A 23,199-nucleotide genomic window follows, 5' to 3' on the forward strand; every position below is an offset into this window, starting at 1 on the left:
CCGGACGGGCACAGGTAACCGATGAGGGAGCACGAACCATGGAAGCACGCATGAAGAGCAGGCCGAACGCCGACGTGACGACGGCGGTCCAGCACCTCTACAAGGCGATTCACAGCGGTGGCGTCGACCCGCTCCTCTTGGAGTTGATCCACCTGCGGGTCAGCCAGATCAACGGCTGCAGCGCGTGCGTCTTCGCCGCGGTCGCGGCGGCCAAGAAGCGTGGAGAGACCGATGAGCGGTTGCACAACGTGGTCACCTGGCGTGAGACGCCGTTCTTCACCGAGGCGGAGCGGGCCGCGCTCGCGCTGGCCGAGGCCGCCACGCGGATCCAGGACGGCGGGCCGGGCGTGACCGACGAGATCTGGGACGCCGCAGCCGCCCACTTCGACGAGAGCCAGTTGTCCGCGATCAACCTGGAGATCGCGCTGACCAACTTCTTCAACCGGATCAACCGTACGATCCAGGAGCAGGCCGGCAAGACCTGGTGAGCTGAGCGGGCTTCAAGGCGCGGTCGGCCGGGCCGCGGACGCGCAACCGCGTCCGCGGCCCGCCGGCGCGATGCCTGCCGTGTCACTACTGCCAGAGCAGCGCCGGCTGAGTGCCGAAGCGGATCGGCTTGAACAGCGAGTTGTCGTGGGTCTGGGCATAGTGCATTCCCGTGACGACCCGCGCGTTCCCGTCTCCGAGGCGACAGAACTGGCCGCACTCATCCCCGGCAGCCGGTTGGTGCTGCTCGACGGCCGCAACCACCTGCTGACCGCCGACGAACCGGCCTGGCCCGCGTTCCTGGCCGAACTGCACGCCTTCCTGGCGGTGGACGAGGACCCAGCCCGGGGCTGACGCCCGGCCGCACAAGACGATCTCGATCCGTGATCGCGTTGTAGGCTGCGTCGGCGGCCGGCGAGAGTAGCGGTGGCGTACGCCGCGCGCCGTCCCGAGCGGGTCAGCCGGCTGATCCTCACCGGAGCGTACGCCCGGGGACGGCAGATCCGCGCCCGCGACGATGCCGAGCGTGAGGCGGCGGCCCTGGACCTGGATCTGGCGCGGGTGGGGTGGAGCAATCAGGATGCCGGCTTTCTGCAGGTCTTCGCCTCCCAGTTCCTGCCCGACGGCACGCCGCGAGACTGGGAGGACTTCACCGCGTTTCAGCGGCGGACGACCTCGCCGGCCAACGGAGTCCGGTTTCTGGAGGAGTTCGCCCGCATCGACGTGTCCGGCATCGCGCACCGTGTGTCCTGCCCGACGCTGATCCTCCACTCCCGTGACGACGCGCGCGTCCCGGCCGCACAGGCCGGCGAGTTGGCCGCACTCATTCCCGACAGCAGGCTGGTCCTGCTCGACAGCCGCAACCACCTGCTGACCGCATCCGAACCGGCCTGGGTCGAGTTCCTGTCACACATCGATGCCTTCCTGGCCGAGTGACGGCGGTTGGCCCATTTGCTACATATGCCCGTTTAAGTGCGCAGGCCGGGAAATGGACTTCCCCGGCGATATTCAATGGCGTATAAAGCGCCGGTCGCCTACGGTGTATCCACTGATCGAATGCGAGGTGGGCGGTGATTCGCGCCGTTTCGATTCTCATCCCGTTCGTGGCCGCGGCCCTCGCATTCGCCGCCCCCGTCGACCCCACCGATCCTCCAACGGATCCGGGACCGGGCACCCGCGACGGATGCGGGAACCCGCGATTGGCCGGCTTACCGCTCGATCAAGCACAACAGCGGATCGAGCAGGATTATCCGGGCGCGAGCGTCCGTACGGCGCCCGCCGACATCCCCCCGTCGTTGTCCTCCTACGTGATCAGTGACCGGGTGGAGACCTGTAGCCCGTACGCAGTGGTGCTGGAGCTGGGCACGCGGATGCCCGAGCTGCACGACATGACATTGGAGGACGCCACCGCCACGCTCGCCGCGACCAGGGTGCGGATCAGTTTCCTGCCCCAGGAGGCGGGCCTCGACTGGACGGTCGTGACGCAGAATCCCGGCGCGGGCGAGCTCATCCATTACGACACCAGTGCGGACGTCGAGGTTGTGGCGCCGGTCAGCCCCTCGCCCAGCCCGACACCGGAGGCCACCCCGACGCAGGGGCCGGTCGCTCCTCCGCCGTCGACCGTGACGGTGCCATCGGTGGAGGGCATGGACCTCACTCAGGCGCGCCGGACGCTGGCGAGCGCCGACCTCCCGCTGCGGCTGCATCCCGATTCTCCGCGCGCCGGAACAGTCGCGGGTCAGGATCCCGCCGCCGGAAGCAGGGTCGCCAGGGGGACGATGGTGACCGTCCGGCTCGCGGCGGCGAAGGAGCAGGAGGACCACGGCCCCGGGGCCTCCGCCGGGGCGACGTCGACCATCGTCACCGGCGCGTTGGCGGTCGTGCTGGTACTCATCGTGATCGGATTTCTCGCCCGCGGGGTGATCCGGGGCCGGCCCACGCCGCCCCCGCCTCGTGAGGCCCGCCCGCGACCGCCGTCGGTCGTCTACGTCGCTCATGCGGATCCCGCTCCTGTGGTGAAGATCCGTCTCACGGAACGGACACCCCGGACGACCTGGCCAGGCGTCCAGGTGGAGGCCCATGCCGATCCCGGCCGCCAGGAGCTCAGGGAGACCAGGAGATGACGGTGTTCATCGAGACCGATCCGAGCACGGCCGATCTGCTGGCGTTCGCCGACCCTCGCGAGGCCGTACGGGACCTGGGCGCGGTGCTCGGCGCCCGGCGCGTGCTCGAGACGGTCGGCGACGGCGTCCGTCGGCTCGACGCGACGTTCAGAGGCGACCTCACCGGGAGCGTCGCCCAGGCCGGCGCCCGCCTGCTGGGCGAGCTCGACCTCGGGACGGTCCTGCTCGTCGCCTGGACGAGATATCGCGCGCTGGTCGACGCCGGCCACAGGACGAAGGGGCCGGACGGCGGTGCCGAAGTGGTCCGCCTGGCCGAGCACACGATCACTTCCGAGCACGCGCCCTGGGTCGAGGTGCTCGTCGAGGGGCAGCAGGCCTACCGGGTCGACTTCGGGGTGAAGCTGGAGTTCGTGATCGCCTCCCTGAACGCGTATGTCGCCCACGGCCGCCTCACGAATCTCCACGCGGGCGACTGCACCGCCACTATCACCTGGAGTGTGCGGGATTTCCCCATCAAGCAGACGAAGTTCGCCCGTTCCATCCCGCTGCGGGTCAGGCTCGGCGATGGAATCCCGCTTGTCCGAGACGCATGAGGTGCTGACGCGGGGGCCGGAGCCGGCCGGGCCGCCATCGGCATGGAGGCGGGTGGCTCTACGCGCACGCGTCGCTTCCCGGACGATGACGATGGCTGAAGTGACAGAGTGATCGTCGTGACATCTCGCGACAGCTCCGCGTTCTTACCCCAGCATGCGTTCATGCGTCTGAGCGGATGGGAGTCGATCTACCTCGTCGCCTTCCTGACCGCCGTCTTCTTCGTGATCAGCGACGGCGCGCTCGGCACGGCCGAGCGGGTGGCCGGGGTCCTGCTGCTCGGTGGATGTCTGGTGGCGTACGTGCGGCTCGGGCGGCGGGCCGTCGGCGTGGGGTATCGCTCGTGGAAGGGCAGGACCTACGTCGTAGTGCTGATCGCGCTGTTCACTCCGGTGGCCGTTCTGTGCCCGCCTGTCAGGTTCATCATCTTCGCGCTGTGCGCGCAGTTCTACATGATGATCCCCAGGGGGCAGGCGAGAGTCGCCGTGATCGTCTTCAATGTGGCACCCGCCCTGGAGTTCCTTGTCGTCCCGCCGTCGGCCGAGGAACTGATCGTCTTCGTGGGGGTGACGGTCACCGTCCTCACCTTCGCACTCGTCATCGGCCCGTGGATCGTCGACATCATCGCCCAGAGCAGGGAGAGGGCCTCGCTCATCCTGGAGCTGGAAGCCAGCCGCGCGGAGGTGGCCGGCCTGTCGGCCGAGCGCGGAGCCCTGGCCGAGCGCGAACGCCTCGCCGGGGAGATCCACGACACCCTCGCCCAAGGCTTCACCAGCATCGTCATGCTCCTGCAGCAGCCCGAGACCCGGCGGATCGAGCTGGCGATACAGACCGCACGGGAAAACCTGGCCGAGGCGCGTGCGCTGATCGCCGAGCTGGGCCCCGCGCCGCTGTCCGGCACCACGCTGGAGGAGGCGCTGAGGCGGATCACCGCGCAGTTCGCCGAGGAGCTCTCGGTGTCCGCGGTCTTCGAAGTCCGGGGCGATTCCAGGGCGACCCCGACCAGGGTGGACGTCGTCCTGCTCCGCGTGGCGCAGGAGGCCCTGGCCAACGTGCGCAAGCACGCCCAGGCGGCGGCCGTCACGGTGACGCTGGAGTACACCCCCGAGGCGGCCCGGCTGACCCTCCTCGACAACGGCACCGGCTACGACCCGTCGGCTCCCGAGGGCTACGGTCTGCGCGGCATGCGTGCCCGGGTCGAACAGGTCGGCGGGGTTCTCACGCTGGTCAGGCCCCCGTGCGGCGGCACCCTCGTGGAGGCGGTCGTCCCCACATCAGCGTGATCTCATGGACGTCGCGTAAAGCGCGCGGGCGACTCCGACACGGTTGGACACCCCGAGTTTGGCGAAGATCCGCGACAGGTGCATTTCCACGGTCTTCTGCGTCACGTAAAGCCGGTCGGCGATCTCCCGGTTCTTCAGGCCTTCGCTGACCAACCGCGCGATCTGCCGTTCCCGTTCGGTGAGGGAGGCGGGGGCCGTCCGCCGGGTGGCCGGACCGGAGGGTGCGGCCTGCGCAGGACCGCCGGATGACGTCCTGGCCCTCGTCGCGGCACTTCTGGCCCGCGCCGCGTCCCAGGTCAGCCCGGCGGCGTCCAGCGCTTCGGCGGCGTCGGACGCGGCCTTCGCCCCGGCCATGGCCCCGTCCACAGCCCCGTCCACGGCATCGGTGGTGATCAGGACCTGCGCCCTGGCGAGGACCGCGATGGCGGTCGAGGCGGCGCACCCGAGCCGGTCGGCCAGCGTTTCGGCCGCGGCGGCCCAGGCGCCCGCGACGTCGGGTTGCCCGGCGGAGAGCGCCGCCCGGGTGAGCAGCTCGTACCACCGGACCCGGGGCCACCAACCCGTCGCGGACCCGGCTTCGCCACCGCTCTCGATCAGGGTTCGGCATCCGCCCGGGTCGCCCGCGATCAGCCTGGCCTCCACGACCATCTCGGCGGCGAGCGCTCCCGGCCAGCTACGAGCCAGCGGTGCGCCGGTCTCCGCGAGGCGGCGTCGCAGGGTGTCGAGGTCGCCCGTGCGGGCCGCGACAAGACAGCGCGCCGCCAGCGCGTAAGAGCGAAGCGCGGCGCTACCGGACAGCCAGGCCGCCTGCACGGCCTCCTCGGCGCTCTCCACGGCCGTCGTGAGCCGGTCGCCCGCGCACAGCGCCGCGACACGGGCCACCAGCGCGTGACATTCGACGGCCCACCGGCCGGCCGACCGGCTGACGGCCACCGCACGGTCGAGATGCTGTACGGCGGCGCGTGGACGTTCGAGCAGAAGCTCGGCCCAGCCGATCCAGAGAGGGGCGTCCGGACGCGCGGCCAGCTCGTCGTCGGGGACGGCGCCGAGGAACGCCGCGGTCTCGGGGAGTTCGCCGAGCCGTCCCTCGGACGGAGTGGCGGAGAGGATCGCCGAGACGGCGAGTGCCCCGCGCGCCGCGCAGCCCAGCAGGCGCAGGCCGAGGCGATCGGCGATGTGGCAGGCCCGCGCGGCGTGGGCGTACGCCGCGCCCGGGGCGTCGCTCGTGGCTTCCAGCCACGCCTGTTCGAGTGACAAGGCCGCGTGATCGGCCTCGTCGTGGGTGCGCGCCAGCTCGGCACGCATCAGGGCGCGCGCCTCCCCGGATCGGCCCAGGTCGTGCAGGAGGCGGGCACGGTCGGCGACCGCCGGCGCGCGCCGGCCGGAGGAGCCGGGAGGGATCAGCCGCATGGCCTCGGCCAGGGCGTCGGAGCTCTGTTCCGGCTGACCCGCGGACTCGCAGGCTCTGCCGAGCGCGACCAGCAGGCCGGCGCGGCCGCCGGCCGGCTCCGTCTCATCGCACGCATCGTCCGGGAGCAGTTCGAGCGCCGCCCGCCGCCACTGTGCCGCGCGCCGTGGGCACTCGGCCTCGATCTCGTCGGCGGCCGCGGCGAGGAGTGCGACCGCGGCGCGGTCACGCGGAGTGGCGACTCGGGTGATGTGCGGCGCCATCTCGACGGCGGGCGCCCGGCCGCGGGCAAGTAGCTGGACGACCCGTGCGTGGGCGCCGAGCCGCCAGCCGGGGCTCACGTCGTGGTAGACGGCGCGGCGGACCAAGGAGTGCCGGAACCCGAACCGGCCGGTCCCCGCCACGAGGCGGATGAGGTCGTGGGAGACGATCTCGTCGATCGCCGGATAGGCGTCATCCTCGTCGAGCTCGGCGACCGCGGCCACCAGCGGCACGGTGAGCGGGTCGCCGAGCACCGAACACGCGGCGACGACCAGCCTCCCGGTGGCCGACAGGCGGGCGACCTCGGCGGTCACGACCGAGGCGAACCGCGGCGGCACCGGGGCGATGTCGGCCTCGTCGATGCCGGGCGGGCCGTGCTCCAGCAGGTCGGTCAGGGCCCCGAGGTAACTCGGGTTGCCCTCGCTCGCGCGGTAGAGCTCCCTGCGCCATCTCGCGGGCACGCCCTCATCCATCAGGGCCTCGGCGTGGCCTTCCGTCAGGGGTTCCAGGCGCAGGCGGGTGACCTCCCGGGCCGTGTCCACCGCGGCGCGGAGTCGTGGGGACGCCTGCCGGTGCCGGTGCGCGAAGGCCAGGAGCACGGGCGCGCGTGGCGGCGTGCGCATCAGCCGGCACACCACGTCTATGGTGCCCGCGTCGGCGTGATGCAGATCGTCGAGGACGAGGGCGATGGGCCGGGACGAGGCGAGGGCCTCCAGCAGTATCCGAACGGCGTGGCCGGCACGGTGGGCCGCCGCGGCTTCGGGCGGCGGCCCGGCCGCGGCCGCGGTGAGAGAGGGGAAGACGACGGCCAGCGCGTCCCGCTGTGCCGCCGGCAGCCTGCCGGGCTGTTCACTCGCGGCGACGGAGAGCTGACCGTCCAGCGCGTCGACGATCGCGCCGAACGCCAGATCACCGTCGACCGGCTGCGGCCGCCCGGCGAACGCGGTGATTCCCGTCGCCTGCGCGATGCGCACTATCTCGGCGAGCAACGCGGTCTTTCCCATTCCGGGATCTCCGCTGACTTCGATGAAGGCGGGGCGGCCCCGCGACACTCCGGCGAGGCCGGCTTCGATCTCCCGGCGGTGCGACTCCCGTCCGGTAAGCGGTCTTACCAATCCGGGCCGATCCGAGGTCATGGCGGTCGGGGCGTTTCCCGGGGCCGGATACCGCCACGACGGCGCTTTCATATCTCTCACCCCAGGGCCTCGCACGTTTATCCACCTGTTGATCGGCTGATGCGTTGATGTTCCGGGCGCGGATGTATTACGACCGGCGGTATGTGCACAGATCGCGTGGGAGCGCTCCCATAATGTTCGCAAGACCGTTGCCTTCTGTCTGCGGATTCCGGGTGGCAGCACGTGTCCTGGCAGGATGTTGTCAGCCCTGGCCCCGGGCCGAGGCATCGGGCGTTTTCCTGGAGGGGGCCGCCACGCGGTGCGTCGGCCGAGGTCGCCCGGTCCGCCACGGCCAGGCGGGTGGGACGGAACCCACGGGCATCGCCCTGTTGCCAAACCAGATGGCAACCTGTGCCGCGGAGACGGGTTGGCGGGCCAGCCTTAATATGACGGTGCCTGGCAGGCTGCCGGGGCGAGTTGTGCCGGATAACTGCCACATGAAGCGGTACGGCGATTTCCGGCGGCGTACGAGGTAGGTGGCATGTGGCTTCGCAGACCTTGCGCAATAGAGTGCTGCAGGGTTTTGGTCTGGATACGACCAGCGAGTCGGTTTACCTAACGATTCTGACGGATCCCGACAGCACGGTCGCCGATTTGGCGCTGCGGCTCGGCCTTGCGGCGGAGGTCGTCCAGGTCTCGCTGGACCGCCTGCGGCGGCTCTCGCTGCTCCGGCCGTCCCGGGAGAACCCCGGTGCGTTGTGCCCGGTCAGCCCGGGGATCGCGCTGGAAGCCCTCATCAAGCACCAAGAGGCCGAGCTGGTCCGCCAGCAGAACCAGATCGCGGAGAGCCGGGCGGCGATCGCGGTGCTGGAGGCCGAGTACGCGATCACGCGTTACACGTCCGGAGACGTCCTCGAACGTCTCGCGGACATCGACGCGATCCGTGAGCGATTGGTCCAGTTGTCGAGTGACGCGCGCCATGAGTTCCTGTCGCTGCTGCCGGTCGGCGCGCTGTCCGCCGAGAGCATGGCGGCGAGCCGGCCGCTGGACGAGCGGATGCTGGATCGCGGGGTGGACGTACGCGCCGTCTTCCTCGACACCGTCGATCGGGATCGCGCCACCTCGAGCTATGCCCGCTGGCTCATGTGGCGCGGAGCCCAGGTGCGCACCGTTCCCATGGTGCCGATCCGGATGGTCATCGTGGATCGCGAGGTGGCGATGGTCCCGGTCGATCCCGCGCACAGCGCGCTGGGCGCGGTGCTGGTCCGCGGTGAGGGCGTGGTCGTGGCGATGTCCACCCTGTTCGACCTGATGTGGGAACGCGGCCGGGATTTCGGCGCGTCCCGGACACGCGACCGCCACGGTCTCACCGACCAGGAGCGCGAGCTCCTGGGGCTCCTGTACAAGGGGCACACCGACGAGGCGGTCGCCCGGAAACTCGGGATCTCCCTCAGGACGTGCCGCCGGATCACGGCGGACCTGACGAACCGATTGGGCGCCCGCAGCCGGTTCGAGGCCGGGGCGCGGGCGGCGGAACGCGGCTGGTTCCGTTCTCCCGCGACCGAGCCGGATCCCGGCGCGTGGGCGGACGCCCCGTCTTCGTGACATCAGGCGTCCGCCGCCGCGCGGTCCCCGTCCAGCCGCTCCCGCAGATGGTCGACGAGAGCCGCGGGCGTCGGATGGTCGAACGCGACGCTCGCGGGCAGGGCCAGCCCGCTGCCGGCCGCGAGGCGGTTGCGCAACTCCACGATCATGAGTGAGTCCAGGCCGAGCTCGAACAAGGTGGTGTTGGGCTCGATCCAGTCGGCGGCATGACCGCTGACCTCGGCGACATGCCCGACGACCAGGTTGAGCAGGAACGCGTCGCGTTCGGCCGGGGAGAGGCCGGGCGGTGGCAGCGCGGCCGCGGACCCGGGGCGTTCGGCCTGCGCCGTCGCGGTTCCCGTACGCGTCGCCCCGAGGTCCAGATCGGCCGGCACGATCAGGGGCTCCGCCACGGCGAGGGCGTCGTCGAACAGCCCCAATCCGTCTTCGACCGGCAGCGGGATGATCCCCGCGCGCCGCATCCGGTCGAGGTCGGCGTGACCGAGGCGGCTGCCCATGCCGTCGGAATCCCACAGCCCCCAGGCGAGCGACATCGCCGGCAGCCCGTGCGAGTGACGGTAACGGGCGAGGGCGTCGAGGAAACCGTTGGCCGCCGCGTAGTTCGCCTGGCCCGCCGTGCCGAGCACGCTCGCCACGGAGGAGAACAGCACGAAGAGGTCCAGGTCGAGTCCGCGGGTGAGTTCGTGGAGATGCCACGCGCCGTCCGCCTTCGGCCGCATGACGTCGTCGACCTGGTCCGCGGACAGCGCGGTGATCACCGCGTCGTCGAGCACTCCGGCCGCGTGGACGACCGCGGTGAGCGGGTGGCCCGCCGGAACCGCGGCGAGCAGCGCCTCCACCGCGTCCCGGTCGGCGACGTCGCAGGCGACGGCCCTGACGTCGGCCCCGTGGCCGGTCAGCTCGGCGACGAGCCGGCGGGTCCCCTCCGCCGCGCCGCCCCGGCGACTCGCCATGATCAGGTGACGGACGCCGTGCTCGGTGACGAGGTGCCGGGCGATCAGCGCGCCGAGGCCGCCGGTTCCGCCGGTGATGAGCACGGTCCCGCCGGGATCGAGGTGCCGGCCGGTCCGGCCGGTGATCAGGGGCACCTGCACCGGCTCCGGCCGGTGGAGCGTCCCGTCGCGTATGACGATCTGGGGCGCGCCGGTGGCCACCGCCGCCGCGATCGCGTCCTGGGACGCGGGCGACCGGTCGACGTCGATGAGCGTGAAACGGCCGAGATGTTCGGCCTGGGCCGAGCGGATCAGACCCCACGACGCGGCGTTGACGAGGTCGTCGACCGGGTCGGTGGGGAGGGCGGCCACGGCGTGCCGGGTGACGAAGGCCAGCGGGACGTCCGCGGGAGCGTCGCCGGCCAGCCACCGCTGGGCGATCTCCAGCGTGTGGCGGGTCGCGCGCCGGGCGGCGTCGGGCATGGTGTCGTCGGGCATGGCGGCATTGGGCGTGAGGTCGCCGGGCGTGGTGCCGCCGGGCGGCAGCGGCATGACCACCGCCGCCGGCGGCTCCACCTCCGCCGCGATCGCCGCCCGCGCGGCGGGCAGGTCGCCGTAGGGGACGGTGACGACAGGGCGCGGCTTCTCGTACGGCGGTTCCACGACATGCCAGTCGACGCGGTACAACGCCCCTCGGCGGCGGGACGACCCCCCGAGCCGGTTCGGTGAGACGGGCAGTAGGACCAGCGACTCGACGACGACCGCCGGGCGGCCGGTCTCGCCCCAGGCGGTGATCGACACCGCTCCCGGACCGGCCGGTGAGAGCCGCACCAGGAGCTCGCGCGCGCCGTGTCCGGAGATGGTCACCCCGTTCCAGATGAACGGGATGCGCGGCCGTGCGGTGCCGTCCCCGTCATCGGCGACCAGGTCGATGAGCCGCTCCGGCGCGCCGTCGAGCCCGAGCCCGTGCATCGTCGCGTCCAGCAGGGCCGGATGCAGATCGAACGGGCCGGAACGGAGGCGCCTGTCCTCGGGCAGCCGGAGCTCGGTGTAGAGGTCGTCGCCGTGCCGGAAGGCGGCGCGGATCCCCTGGAACACCGGGCCCCAGCCGTAGTGGCCCTGATCGTTGAAGCGCCGGTAGAAGTCGCCGACCTCGATAGGGATGCCTCCTCCGGGGGCGGCGTCCTCGGGCCGCCCCGCGCGGGCCGGCCCGAGGACGCCGGTGGCCAGCTGCGACCAGGGGCGCCCGCGACCTTCGGCCTCTTTCCTGCACCGCAACGAGAACTCCCGGCGTCCGGCCGGGCCGGCCGATCCGGCTCGCAGCTGAAGCTCCACCCTGCCGTCCGGCGGCACGATCAGCGGGGCCTTGTGGGTCAGCTCGACGACCTCGGCGCAGCCGGTCTGCCGGCCCGCCCACGCGGCGAGTTCGAGGAACGTCACACCCGGCACGACCACCTGACCGTGCACCTCGTGGTCGGCGAGCCACGGCTGCGTACGCGCCGAGAAGCCGCCGGTGAACAGCATGCCGCCGTCGTCGAGTTCGATCGCCTGGTCGATCAGGGGATGGCGCTCCGCCGCCCGGTCGACGGCGGGGAAGGGGTGGCTCCGGCCGGACGCCGGCAGCCAGAACCGCCGGCCGTCGAAGGCGTATGTGGGAAGCTCGACCGGCCTGCCGCGCCCGGCGGGGACGACATCGCGCCACTCGACGGTCTCGCCCAGGCAGTACGCCTCGGCCAGCGCCGCGATCAGACCCTGGGAGGCGCCGTGCCCGGGTCGTACGACCGGGATCTGCGTACCCGGATGGCGCGGTACGGCGTTCCCGGTGCCGTGCGCGGTGGGCAGGGCCGGACCGAGCACGACGACGCGCGTGGCCCCGCCGTCGGCGGGCAGCCGGACGTCGCTCCAGGGCCCGGCGGCCTCCCGGCGGGTCCAGAACTCGGGGACGGCCAGATCCTCGGCGGCGAGGAGCCGGCCGGTCGAGCCGCAGACCATCGGCACGGCGGGTTCGCCGAACCGTGTGCGCCCCGCGAGAGCGCGCAGCTCGCGCAGGGCCGCCTCCTCGCCGGGGCCTCCCGCGAGCCGATCGACGGCGGCGACCGCGGTGACCAGAGCGGCGGCGTCGGGAAGGGACAGGGCACCGGCCACATACGCGGCGGCCGGCCCGCCGCATCCGGCCACGACGACACAGTCGGGAGTGAGCCCGAAGTGTCCGAGCAGCCGGGTGAGCGCGACGTCGGCCGCGAACCGTGCCGCGAACCGTGGCGGGTACGCGCGGCCGGAGCGGCCGTCCGGCCGGTCGTCCAGATTGATATCCGGATTGATGTCCAGATGGCTGTCCAGGCCGTCGTCCAGCGCGGCGCGGACGGCGTCGAAGTCCGCGGCGAACACGGGGAACGCCTCGTACAGCTGGCCGAGCGCGGCGCCGGTTCCCTGAACGATCTCGCCTGAGTAGAGGAACGACGTCCTGGCCGCCTTCGCCACCCCGCGGACGACGCCGGGATGTTCCTCCCCCCGGGCGAGCCGGTCCAGCGCCTCGACGCGCTCCGCGTGGGTGCGGCCGGCGACGGCGGCCCGATGCTCGAACGCGTGCCGGGTCGTGACGAGCGCGTGAGCGACGTCGCCGAGGGAGAGCTCCGGGTGCCGCCGGGCGAAGTCCCGGAGCCGGCCCGCCTGCGCCCGCAACGCCGTCTCCGTCCGCGCCGAGACGAGCCACGGCACCGGCGTCTCCGGTCGCCCTTCGGGGGCGCGATCCGGCTCTCCCACAGCGGCGTCCGAGGGCTCCGGCGCGGACTCCGGTGTCCCTTCAGGGTCCTCAGCCGGGGGCTGCTCGATGACGACGTGCGCGTTGGTGCCGCTGATGCCGAACGACGAGACGCCACCGCGGCGCGGCCGGCCCGTGGCGGGCCAGCCGGCGGGTTCTGTCACCAGGCGAACCGCCCCCGAGGACCAGTCGACGTGCGGCGTGGGCCGATCGACGTGCAGCGTCTTCGGCACCACGCCGTGGCGCATCGCCATGATCAGTTTGATGATGCCGGCCATTCCGGCCGCCGCCTGGGTGTGCCCGATGTTGGCCTTGATCGATCCCAGCAACAGCGGCAGCCGTGCGTCCCGGTCCCGGCCGTAGGCGGCGAGCAACGCCCTGGCCTCGATGGGGTCGCCGAGCGCGGTGCCGGTGCCGTGCGCCTCCACGACGTCCACCTCGGCCGGCCTGAGCCCCGCGGCGGCGAGGGCCTGACCGATGACCTGTTCCTGCGCCGGGCCGTTGGGCGCGGTCAGCCCGTTGCTCGCGCCGTCCTGGTTGACGGCGCTGCCGCGGATGAGGCCGAGGACCCGGTGGCCGTCCCTGGTCGCGTCGGACAGCCGTTGGAGCAGGAGCACCGCGGCTCCCTCGCCCCACGCCGTCCCGTCGGCGGCCGCGGCGAACGGCTTGCACCGGCCGTCGGGGGCCAGGCCCTGCTGCCTGCTGAACTCGGTGAACACCATCGGGGTGGCCATCACCGCGGCCGCGCCGGCCAGCGCCATGCCGCACTCCCCGGAGCGGAGCGCCTGGCAGGCGAGGTGCACGGCGACCAGGGACGACGAGCAGGCGGTGTCCACCGTCAGCGCCGGCCCCCGCAGGCCGAACCCGTACGCGATGCGGCCGGAACTCACGCTCGCCGCGGTGCCGGTCAGCAGGTGGCCGGCGACGTCGTCGGGGACGTTCGCGGCGTCGCCGCCGTAATGGTGTTGCGACGCTCCGACGAAGACCCCGGTGTCGCTGTCCCGCAGGGCGGCGGGGTCGATCCCGGCGCGTTCCATGACCTCCCACGCGAGCGTGAGCAGCAGCCGCTGCTGCGGGTCCATCCCGACGGCCTCGCGCGGGCTGATGTCGAAGAACGCCGGATCGAACTCCGCGGCGTCGTCGAGGAACCCGCCCAGGTTCGTGTACGACGTGCCGGGCCGCCGGCCGTCCGGATCGAACAGCCCGTCGAGATCCCAACCCCGGTCGGCGGGGAACTCCGACACCGCGTCGGTGCCGGCCGTCAGCAGCTCCCACAGATCCTCGGGGGAGCGCACACCGCCCGGATAGCGGCAGGCCACGGCGACGATGGCGATGGGGTCGTCGGACGCTCGGGCGGCGCCGTCGCGGACCGCGAGGTGAGGGCGTTCGCCCGCTTCCGCGGGTTCGCCGGCGAGCTCGGCGTACAGGTGATCGGTGACCGCGGCCGGCGTCGGATGGTCGTACGCGAGCGTGGTGGGAAGCGCCAGTCCGACGGCGGCGGCGAGCCGTTCCGGCAGCTCGACCGTCATCAGGGAGTCGAAGCCGAGATCGCGGAACGGCCGTCGCGGGTCGACCGTGCCGGCGGAGCCGCCGACGATCGCCGCCGTGTGGCTCAGCACCGCGTCGAGGATCCGGGAACGCCGCTGGGCGGCGGGCAGGGCCGCGAGCTCGTCGCGTAGCCCCCGGCCGGGCGTCCCGCCCGGCGTGTCCGCCGTCGGAGCCGGCACCGCACGGGCCGTGGCCAGGTCGTCGAGCAGGGGACGAGGACGCGCCGCGGCGAACGGGGGCACGAACCGCTCCCAGGCGATGTCGGCGACGGTCAGGCAGGTGTCGTCGTCGTCCAGCGCGGACTGCAGCGCGGCGATCGCCTCCCCGGGAGGCATCGCCTCGACGCCGTGCCGCCCCAGGTGGCGGGCGAACGCGGGATCCGCGCCCATCCCCGGCCCATCCCACAGACCCCAGGCGATCGAGGTCGCGGTACGGCCGCGCGCCCGTCGCCGCTCGGCCAGGGCGTCGAGGTAGGCGTTGGCCGCCGCGTACGCGGCCTGGCCGGTGGTGGACCACAACCCGACGCCGGCGATCGAGGAGAACAGCACGAACGCGTCCAGGGCGGTCTCGCCCAGCAGGTCGTCCAGGTTGGCGGCGGCAGCCGCCTTCGTGCAGGCCGCCGCGAGCTCGGCCGCCGTGAGCTCGGCGATCGGCACGCGCCGCCCGACACCCGCCGTGTGGAACACCGACCGGATGGGGCCGTGCTCCGCGGTCACGGTGGTGATGAGGTCCGCGAGCGCCGCGCGGTCGGCCACGTCGCAGGAGGCGACGGTGACGGCGGCGCCGCACGCCGTGAGCTCCGCTTCGAGGGCCGCGGCGCCGGGGGCCGTCCCGCCCCGGCGGCTGACGAGCACCAGGTGCTCCGCGCCGCCGGCGACCAGCCACCGGGCGACATGGGCGCCCAGGCCGCCGGTGCCACCGGTGACCAGGACGGTTCCGCGGGGACGCCAGGGCCGGCCGGCGGACGCCGGACGCGACGCTGTCACCAGCCGGCGTCCGAACAGGCCGGCGGAGCGTATCGCGATCTCCTCTTCGTGACCGGCTCCGCCCAGTGCTCCGCCCAGTGCTCCGCCCAGTGCTCCGCCCGGTGCTCCGCCCGGTGCTCCGCCCGGTGCTCCGCCCAGGGCCGTGCGCAGCAGGCGCGCGGACCGGGTGTCGGCCGGGAGATCGATCAGGCCGCCCCACGACCGCGGGTGTTCCAGGGTGACTGACCGGCCGAGTGCCCATATCTGTGCCTGCGTGGGGCTTTCGACCGGGTCGGCCGGGCCGGTGCTGACCGCGCCGCGGGTCACCACCCACAGCGGCGGCCCGGCCACGACGTCGCCGAGGGCCCGCACCAGCGTCAGCGTCGCGGACAGGCCACGCGAGATCTCGGGATGACGCGGGTCCGGGCGGTCGTCGAGCGCCAGCAGCGACAGCACGCCGCCCGGTCCGGCGGCGTCGTCGTCGAGCTCGGCGCGCAGCCGCGCCGCGAGCTCGCCCCGATCGATGTCACCGTCGATGTCACTGTCGGTTCCGGCGTCGACGATCGCGCGGACGTCCGCGCCGCCCTCGGCGAGCGCGTTCGCGCACGCGGCCACCCATTCGTGCTCGGCGTACCCGGCCGGAACCACCATGAGCCAGGTGCCGCGCGGGGCGGGGACCGCCGTCACGGGAATCGGCCGCCAGGTGACGCGATACCGCCGTCCGTCGGAGCCGGCCGGAGACGGCCGTGATTCGGCCGCGGCGGGCAGCCAGTACCGCCGGCGCTGGAACGGATACGTCGGCAGGCCGGCGCAGGCGGCGGGTCCCTCCGGCCCCTCCGGACCCTCCATGCGGCCCGGGCGCGGGATCGCGCCGGCACCGCGGGCCCGCGCCCAGCCGACGGCCCTGCCGGCGGTCTCGGCCTCCGGACGCCCGCGCTGCAGGACCGGCATGACCTCCGGCGCCGGGTCGGGCTTGGGCGACAGGCCCGCGAGGGTGATCCGTGCGAGAGGGGCGAGCACCGCGTCGGGGCTCAGCTCCAGGTATGAGGTGACGCCCTGTTCGGCGAGCCGGTGGACGCCGTCGAGGAAGCGCACCGTCTCGCGCGCGTGCCGCACCCAGTAGGCGGGCGAGCACAGCTCCTCCGCGGTGGCGATCCGCCCGGTGAGGTTGGAGACGAGGGGGATGGCCGGCGGCCGGAAGGTCAGGGCGGCGGCGACGTCGAGCAGGCCGTCGAGCATGCCGTCCATGTGAGGTGAGTGGAAGGCGTGGCTGACGTTCAGCCGCCGGGTCGCCCAGCCCAGTTCCGCGCAGCGCTCCGCGACGGCGAGCACGGCGTCGGTGTCGCCGGAGACGACGACCGCGGCCGGGCCGTTGACGGCCGCCAGCCCGACGCTCTTCTCGCGACCGGCGAGCAGCGGGCGTACGGCCTCCTCGGCGGCGCGGATCGACACCATCGCGCCGCCCCGCGGCAGCTCCTGCATCAGCCGTCCGCGGGCGGTCACCAGCGTCGCGGCGTCGGCCGCCGACAGCACGCCCGCGACGTGCGCGGCGGTGAGCTCGCCGATCGAGTGGCCGATGAGATAGTCGGGCGTGATGTCGAGCTCCCGGGCCATCGCGTACAACGCGGTCTCCAGGGCGAACAGCGCCGGCTGGGTGTAGCGGGTCTGGCCGAGCAGCTCCGCGCCCGCCGATCCGGCCGGGGCCCACATGACGTCGCGCAGCGGCCGGTCCAGGTGCGTGTCGAGGTGGGCGCAGACCTCGTCGAGCGCGGCGGCGAAGACCTCGGACGACTCGTACAGTTCCCGGCCCATGCCGGGTCGCTGGCTGCCCTGCCCCGCGAACAGGAAGGCGGTTCCGCCGGTCCCGCCGGCGGCGCGGAGCACGCCGGGAGCGGGCTCGCCGGCGGCGAGCGCGCCAAGGCCGGACAGCAGGTCCGCCCGCCCGGCCGCCGTGATCACGGCCCGGTGCTCGAACACGGTACGGCCGGTGGCGAGCGCGGTCGCGACGGCGTTCGCGTCGAGGCCGGGGCGGGCGGCCACGTAGTCCCGCAACTGCTGCGCCTGCGCCCGCAGAGCCGGCTCGGTCTTGGCCGAGATCAGCCAGGTGGCGGGCGTGTCGCCGTCCGCCGGGGCGGCCGGTCGCGGCGCGGCGGCCGGTACGTGTTCGAGGATGAGGTGCGCGTTGGTGCCGCTGATGCCGAAGGACGAGACCGCGGCGCGGCGGGGACGGGCGGCGTCCGGCCAGCCGGTCGCCTCGGTCAGCAGGCGAACGGCTCCGGACGACCAGTCCACCCGCGGAGTGGGGCTGTCGATGTGCAGGGTTTCCGGCAGCGCTCCCGCGTGCATAGCCATGATCATCTTGATGACGCCGGCGGCCCCGGCGGCGGCCTGGGAGTGCCCGATGTTGGACTTCACCGAGCCGAGCAGCAGCGGCCGACCGGCCGGCCGGCCCCGGCCGTAGGTGGCGAGCAGGGCCTCCGCCTCGATCGGATCGCCGAGCGAGGTGCCGGTGCCGTGGGCCTCGACGGCGTCCACGTCCGCGGGTCCGAGGCCCGCGGCGGCCAGGGCCGTATGGATCACCCGCCGCTGGGCTGAGCCGCTGGGTGCGGTCAGCCCGTTGCTCGCGCCGTCCTGGTTGACGGCGCTGCCGCGGATCAGCGCCAGGACGGGATGGCCGTTGCGCCGGGCGTCGGAGAGCCGTTCGAGCACCAGCAGCGCCGCGCCCTCGCCCCAGCTCGTGCCGTCCGCCGCGGCGGCGAACGGCTTGCACCGGCCGTCGGCGGCGAGGCCGCGCTGCCGGCCGAACTCGGTGTACATCGTGGGCGAGGCCATCACGGTCACGCCGCCGGCCAGGGCCAGCCCGCATTCGCGGAGCCGTAGCGCCTGGCAGGCCATGTGCATCGCCACCAGCGACGACGAGCAGGCCGTGTCGACGGTCACGGCGGGGCCGCCGAGGCCGAGGGTGTAGGCGATCCGGCCGGAGATGACGCTGCCCGTGCCGCCGGTCATGAGGTAGCCCTTGAGCTCGTCGGGCCCCTCGTACGCGCGCGGGCCGTACTCCTGCGGCATGGCGCCCACGTAGACGCCCGTGTCGCCGCCCGCGAGGGTTCCGGCGGGGATCCCGGCCCGTTCCAGGGCTTCCCAGGTGACCTCCAGCATCAGCCGCTGCTGCGGGTCCATGGCGAGCGCCTCGCGATGCGAGATGCCGAAGAATCCGGCGTCGAAGCCGGCCGCGTCCGCCAGGAACCCGCCGACGGCGGGGATGGGCCACTCCCGGTCGGCGGGTACGTCGGAAACCGCGCAGACGCCGGCCTCCACCAGCCGCCACAGATCCTCCGGTGACCGTACGCCGCCGGGGTAGCGGCAGGCCATCGCCACCACGGCGATCGGCTCGTCGGCCACCCCGGTGGTGGTCGCCGCCGTCGCCGGATCGCTCGTGGCGCCGAGCGTCTCCCCGATCAGGTGATCGGCGACCGCGTACGGCGTGGGGTGATCGAAGACCAGCGTCTCCGGCAGGCGCAGCCCGGTCGCGGCGCTCAGGCGGTGGCTCAGCTCGACCCCGGTGACGGAGTCGAAGCCCAGGTCGCCGAACGCCTCCCGCACGCCGACGGCCTCCGGTGCCCGGTGGCCGAGGACGTCGGCGACCTGCGCGCGTACCAGCGCGATCGCCGTCCTGCGCCGGTCGGCCTCCGGCATCCCGGACATCTCGCGCCGCCACGCGCCCGAGCCGTCCGCCGGTTCCGGCGTGGGCGTGGGCGTAGGTGGGGATGTGGGTGCAGGTGTCGTGACCGTCTCACCGGGGCCCCTGGCGATCCAGTGCGAGGTGCGCTGGAAGGCGTAGGTCGGCAGGTCGACCAGGGCCGCCTCGTCCGGGAACACGGCGGACCAGTCGACGCTCTCCCCGTCGAGAAAAGCACCGTGTACGTGGGCCAGGGCGAGTGAGCGCAGCACACCGGAGCGACCGGGACCGGCGGCGAGGGCCGTGCCGCCGTCGCCTTCGCCGTCCGCGGCCTCGGAGGCCTCGGAGGCGTCTAGGGCGGCGGCTATCGTACCGCTCAGCAGGGGCTCCGCCGCGGCTTCGATGAAAACCCGGTGCCCGTCGCGGATCAGCGCGTCGACGAGGGGACCCAGCCGGTCGGTGGCGTCTCCCGGCATGTCGTCGAGAGCGGCCTCAAGGGCGGCGCGGTCGAGCGTGCCGTCCGTGCGCGTCGAATAACAGGGGATCTCCCCGGTGCCCGGCCCGTCCGCGGCGGGCGCGCCGGGCCCGCCGGCGCCCGCGCCGGCGCGGCGGACGATCAGCGCGGCGCCCTCGGCGACGGTCAGCAGACCGGCCACGCAGGCGGCCGCGACCTGTCCGTCGAGGTGGCCGACGACCGCGCCGGGCCGGACGCCGAGCGATCGCAGTGTCTCGGCGAACGCCACCGCGACGGCCCATGACGTGGGCCGGTCGACTTCGGGGTTCCCCGGGCCGGGTGCTCCGGGGGCGCCCTGAAGCACGTCGAGCGGCGACCAGCCGGTGAGCCGCGCGACCGCCCCGGCGCACGCGTCCAGGTGACGGCGGAACATCCGCCCGGGCGGCGTGGCCGAGCCGAGCAGGCCGGCGGCGAGGCCGCCGGGATCGTCGCCGGACGGCGTCCCGGAGAACACGAGGACCAGCTTGGCCCCGTCGCCGGCGGACCCTCGAACGAGGCCGGCGGCCGGGCCGCCCCGCTCCGCCGCGGCGAGGCCCGTCAGGAAGTCCGCGCGATCGGCGGCCAGGATGACGGCGCGCTCCCGCAGAGACGCCCGCGTCACGGCGAGCGAGCGCCCGACGTCCGCGGGAACGAGCGACGGGTTCGCCTCGACGAGCTCCCGGAGCCGTCCGGCCTGGGCCCGCAGGGCCTGGCCGGTCCGCGCGGACAGCACCCACGGGAGGAGCAGTCCGTCGTCGGCGGCACGCGCCGGCTGACGCGGCGACGGACACGCCGCCGGGGGCTCCGCGACCACGACGTGACAGTTGGTGCCGCCCACGCCGAACGCCGAGACGCCCGCCACGAGCGGCCGGTCGGGCTTCGGCCACGGGGAGAGCTCGGTCTGGACCCGCAGGCCCAGCCGGTCGAGCGGAATTTTCGGGTTCGGCGTGCCGAAGTTCAGGCTCGGCGGGAGCTCCCGGTGCGCGAGGCTGAGGGCCACCTTGAGCAGCCCCACGATTCCGGCCGCGCCCTCCAGGTGTCCCACGTTGGTCTTGGCGGAGCCGACGGCCAGCCGGTCGCCGTCCCGCCGCCCCGTCCCCAGGGCGGCGCCGAGCGCGGCCGCCTCGATCGGATCCCCTACGCGGGTGCCGGTGCCGTGCAGCTCGACGTACTGGACCTCGTCCGCGCCGACGCCCGCGCGGCGCGTGGCAAGCTCGATCACCCGTTCCTGCGCCTCGCGGTTGGGGACGGTGAGCGTGCCGGTGCCTCCGTCGTTGTTCACCGCGCTGCCCAGGATCACGCAGTGGATCCGGTCGCCGTCGGCCTGGGCGCGGCTGAGCGGCTTGAGGACGACGGCCGCGGCCCCTTCGCCGCGAACGTATCCGTTGGCGCGGGCGTCGAAGGTGAAGCAGCGCCCTTCGGGAGACAGCGCACCGAACCGGTCGGCGCCGACGGTGCTCTCGGGCGCGATGTTCAGGTTGACCCCGCCCACGACGGCCAGCTCAGTCTCCCCGTCGCGCAGGCTCTCACAGGCGAGGTGCACGGCCAGCAGCGACGACGACTGGCCGCTGTCCACCGCGAAGCTCGGGCCGTGCAGGCCCAGGTGGTGGGAGATCCGGTTGGCGATGACGCCCCGGTTGGTGCCGGTCAGCGTGTGCCGGGTGATCCCGGACGGCCCGTCGCGGTGGACCACGGTGCCGTAGTCGCCGGACATCGTGCCGACGAACACGCCGACCTGGCGATCCCTGATCGAGGTCGGCGCGATCCGGGCGTTCTCCAGGGCCTCCCAGGCGAGCTCCAGCATGAGCCGCTGCTGGGGGTCCATGGCGGCGGCTTCGAGAGGCGAGATCCCGAAGAACTCGGCGTCGAACTCGTCGATCCGGTCGAGGAACCCCCCACGCCGCCCTCCCGGCGCGGCCTCCGGCCGTCCGGGAGGCGGATCCGTGATCGCGTCCGTGCCCGCGCGCAGCAGCCGCCAGAATCCGTCCGGGTCGGGCGCCTGAGGCAGCCTGCAGGCCAGGCCGAGTACGGCGATCGGCTCCGCGCGGCTCATCGCTGCTCCTCCCGGCCGTCGCCTTCGGCCAGGACGGGCCGGCGGCGCCAGGCGTCCGGGTCGTCCTGGTCGTCCGGATCCTCGGGACCGCCCGCGCAGATCACGTACCGGCCGGGGGCCATCGCGGTGTACCGGCCCAGCAGCAGGCTCATGCAGGCGAGGTGGGCCTCCCGCGGTGTTCGTACGGGACCGCCCGCGGTGATGTAGGCGGTCAGCACGGGCCGGCCGTCGTCGCCGGGGACGGCGAACACCCGGGCCGGCGCCTGGACGGCCTCGTCGACCAGCCCCTGCACCGCGGGCAACTCGATCCAGCAGCCGTCGACCAGCAGCCACTCGGGGCCGCGGACGACCGGCGTCAGCCCGGTGATCTCGGTCATCCGGCGGAGGTCGACGTCCCCCGTGGCGGCCGCGGCCAGCAGCCGGTCGATGCCGAGCAGCAGCGCTTCGATCTCGGCCGCGGGCACCAGATCGGCGTGGCCGGTGGTGAGGCCGAGTAGCGGCGCGCCGTCGGAGTCGATGACGCGCAGCAGGAGCAGCACCCGGAAGTACGGCGGGATGTGCCAGCGGAGGGCCGTCCGGGGAAGCGCGGCCTGCGCCGCCTCCGGCGGCCCCTCCGGCCGGGCCTCGCCGTCGAAGATGTTGATGTTGCAGGCGCAGTCGCGCTGGAACATGACGCCGCGGCGGTCGCCTATCGCGGACTGGAGCGCCTGGAGCCGCTTCACGTCGTACAGACCGTGCATGGCGGCCCGGAGCGTCGCGCCGCCCGCGCGCCGGATCAGGTCGTCGAAGCTGGTGGTGCCGGCGTCGACCGCGAGCAGGCTGTCCTGGGCCAGGGTGCCGACGTAGTCGTGCAGCTCACTGCCGATCCGGTTGTTCGCCAGCGAGGCGAACACCAGGTCGGAGACGCCGGTCCGCCAGGCGAGCACCGCGCAGAACGCGGCCGAGAGCACCATGGGCAGCGTGGACTGGGTACGCGCCGCGACGTGCGGCAGCGCGGCCCGCAGCGCCGGCGAGTCGAGCCAGCAGCCGAGCGGGTTCCCCTCGCCGGAGGCGGCCGGTACGGCGTAGTCGTGGTGTATCTCGCGTTCGTCGCCGGTCGGCCTGGGCATCGCGTAGACGCCCTGCGGCATCCGCGACATCTGGTGCCCCCAGTATCGGAGCGACGCCTCGGCGCGCCGCCGTCCGCGAGCGGAGTGCTCGACGGCCGCCTGGTCGGCGGGCTGGTGCGTGAGCGGACCGGCCTGACGTTCGGCGGGGTGGTGGATCAGCCGGTTGAACTGCCGGACGACCACGGCCAGGCTCTCGCAGTCGACCGCGATGTGGCTGCACGCGATGAGCACCAGCCGGATGGCGCCGTCGCGCACGGCGACCGCCGCGCGGATCAGCGGGTCGCCCTCGACGTCCACGGCCCTGCCCTGCAGCGCCGAGATGAGGTCGGTGACCTCCCCGGGATCGATCGGCGAGCCGGCGGCGGCCGCCGTCTCGTACACGTCGACGGTCACCTGGCCCGAGCCCGACACCTGCTGACATGGCTTGTCGCCGGTGACGTAGGAGGTCCTCAGCGACTCGTGGCGCTCGACCAGGACCGCGAGGGCGTCGGCCACGTCGTCGAGCGTGGTCCCTGGCGGCACGGTGACGGCCCACTCCATCATCCGGTACAGCCCGGCGCGGGTGTCGTCGCCGAGCCATTCCAGGGTGTTGATCTGCCCGAGCGTCAACGGCGCCTCCACCGCGCGTCCCCCGGCGAATTTCACATATCTGCGTTCGGTGAATATCAGGCCACCCATGCCGCCTCCTGAGTGCTCAGCGCTCGGGGGTTCGATTGAATGTGAGACGGAGGGTAATCACCCCGGCGGCCGGCGGCCTATTGGGGAAAGCTCCACATCTGCCGCGGCG

At 73.5% G+C, this 23,199-nt stretch carries 10 protein-coding genes; 7 read left to right on the top strand and 3 right to left on the bottom strand.

Annotation, left to right across the window (positions count from 1 at the left end):
• Positions 1-38: 38 nt before the first annotated feature.
• The 6 genes from JOL79_RS23550 to JOL79_RS23575 all read left to right on the top strand — a co-directional run bounded on the left by JOL79_RS23550 (position 39) and on the right by JOL79_RS23575 (position 4,483).
• Positions 39-488 carry a carboxymuconolactone decarboxylase family protein gene (locus tag JOL79_RS23550; RefSeq protein ID WP_210158069.1) on the top strand — a complete coding sequence of 150 codons (450 nt, stop codon included), beginning with the start codon at positions 39-41 and terminating at the stop codon, positions 486-488.
• A 145-nt stretch (positions 489-633) separates the two neighbouring features.
• Complete coding sequence (locus tag JOL79_RS23555; protein ID WP_210158070.1) at positions 634-840, top strand: alpha/beta fold hydrolase; 207 nt, start codon at positions 634-636, stop codon at positions 838-840.
• A 72-nt stretch (positions 841-912) separates the two neighbouring features.
• On the top strand, positions 913-1,422 hold the full coding sequence (locus JOL79_RS23560; protein WP_210158071.1) for an alpha/beta fold hydrolase: 510 nt from the start codon (positions 913-915) through the stop codon (positions 1,420-1,422).
• Between the two features lie 263 nt (positions 1,423-1,685).
• Positions 1,686-2,609 carry a PASTA domain-containing protein gene (locus JOL79_RS23565; RefSeq protein WP_210158072.1) on the top strand — a complete coding sequence of 308 codons (924 nt, stop codon included), beginning with the start codon at positions 1,686-1,688 and terminating at the stop codon, positions 2,607-2,609.
• Positions 2,606-3,202 carry a hypothetical protein gene (locus tag JOL79_RS23570; RefSeq protein ID WP_210158073.1) on the top strand — a complete coding sequence of 199 codons (597 nt, stop codon included), beginning with the start codon at positions 2,606-2,608 and terminating at the stop codon, positions 3,200-3,202. Before JOL79_RS23565 ends, JOL79_RS23570 begins: the two co-directional genes overlap by 4 nt.
• 162 nt (positions 3,203-3,364) lie before the next feature.
• Positions 3,365-4,483, top strand: coding sequence for a sensor histidine kinase (locus tag JOL79_RS23575; RefSeq protein WP_210158074.1), 1,119 nt, complete (start codon positions 3,365-3,367; stop codon positions 4,481-4,483).
• On the opposite strand, the gene JOL79_RS23580 is transcribed toward JOL79_RS23575, so the two are convergent.
• The gene (locus JOL79_RS23580) at positions 4,475-7,555 is read right to left on the bottom strand and encodes a helix-turn-helix transcriptional regulator (RefSeq protein WP_307848686.1); all 3,081 of its coding nucleotides are present in this window, start codon (positions 7,553-7,555) and stop codon (positions 4,475-4,477) included. The two genes, JOL79_RS23575 and JOL79_RS23580, sit on opposite strands and share 9 nt — an antisense overlap.
• Before the next feature lie 255 nt (positions 7,556-7,810).
• Between JOL79_RS23580 and JOL79_RS35550 the strand changes: the two genes are divergently transcribed.
• Positions 7,811-8,872 (top strand): LuxR C-terminal-related transcriptional regulator, encoded by a 1,062-nt coding sequence (locus JOL79_RS35550; protein ID WP_210158076.1) that lies wholly within the window; start codon positions 7,811-7,813, stop codon positions 8,870-8,872.
• A 2-nt stretch (positions 8,873-8,874) separates the two neighbouring features.
• Here the strand turns inward: JOL79_RS35550 and JOL79_RS23590 are convergent, their stop codons facing one another.
• Positions 8,875-21,303: a type I polyketide synthase gene (locus JOL79_RS23590; RefSeq protein WP_210158077.1), complete on the bottom strand. Its 12,429-nt coding sequence runs from the start codon at positions 21,301-21,303 to the stop codon at positions 8,875-8,877.
• The gene (locus JOL79_RS23595; protein ID WP_210158078.1) at positions 21,300-23,090 is read right to left on the bottom strand and encodes a condensation domain-containing protein; all 1,791 of its coding nucleotides are present in this window, start codon (positions 23,088-23,090) and stop codon (positions 21,300-21,302) included. The genes JOL79_RS23590 and JOL79_RS23595 overlap by 4 nt, the downstream gene beginning before the upstream one ends.
• Positions 23,091-23,199: the final 109 nt, after the last annotated feature.

The sequence above is a fragment of the Microbispora oryzae genome, assembly GCF_017896165.1.
Lineage (GTDB): Bacteria > Actinomycetota > Actinomycetes > Streptosporangiales > Streptosporangiaceae > Microbispora > Microbispora oryzae.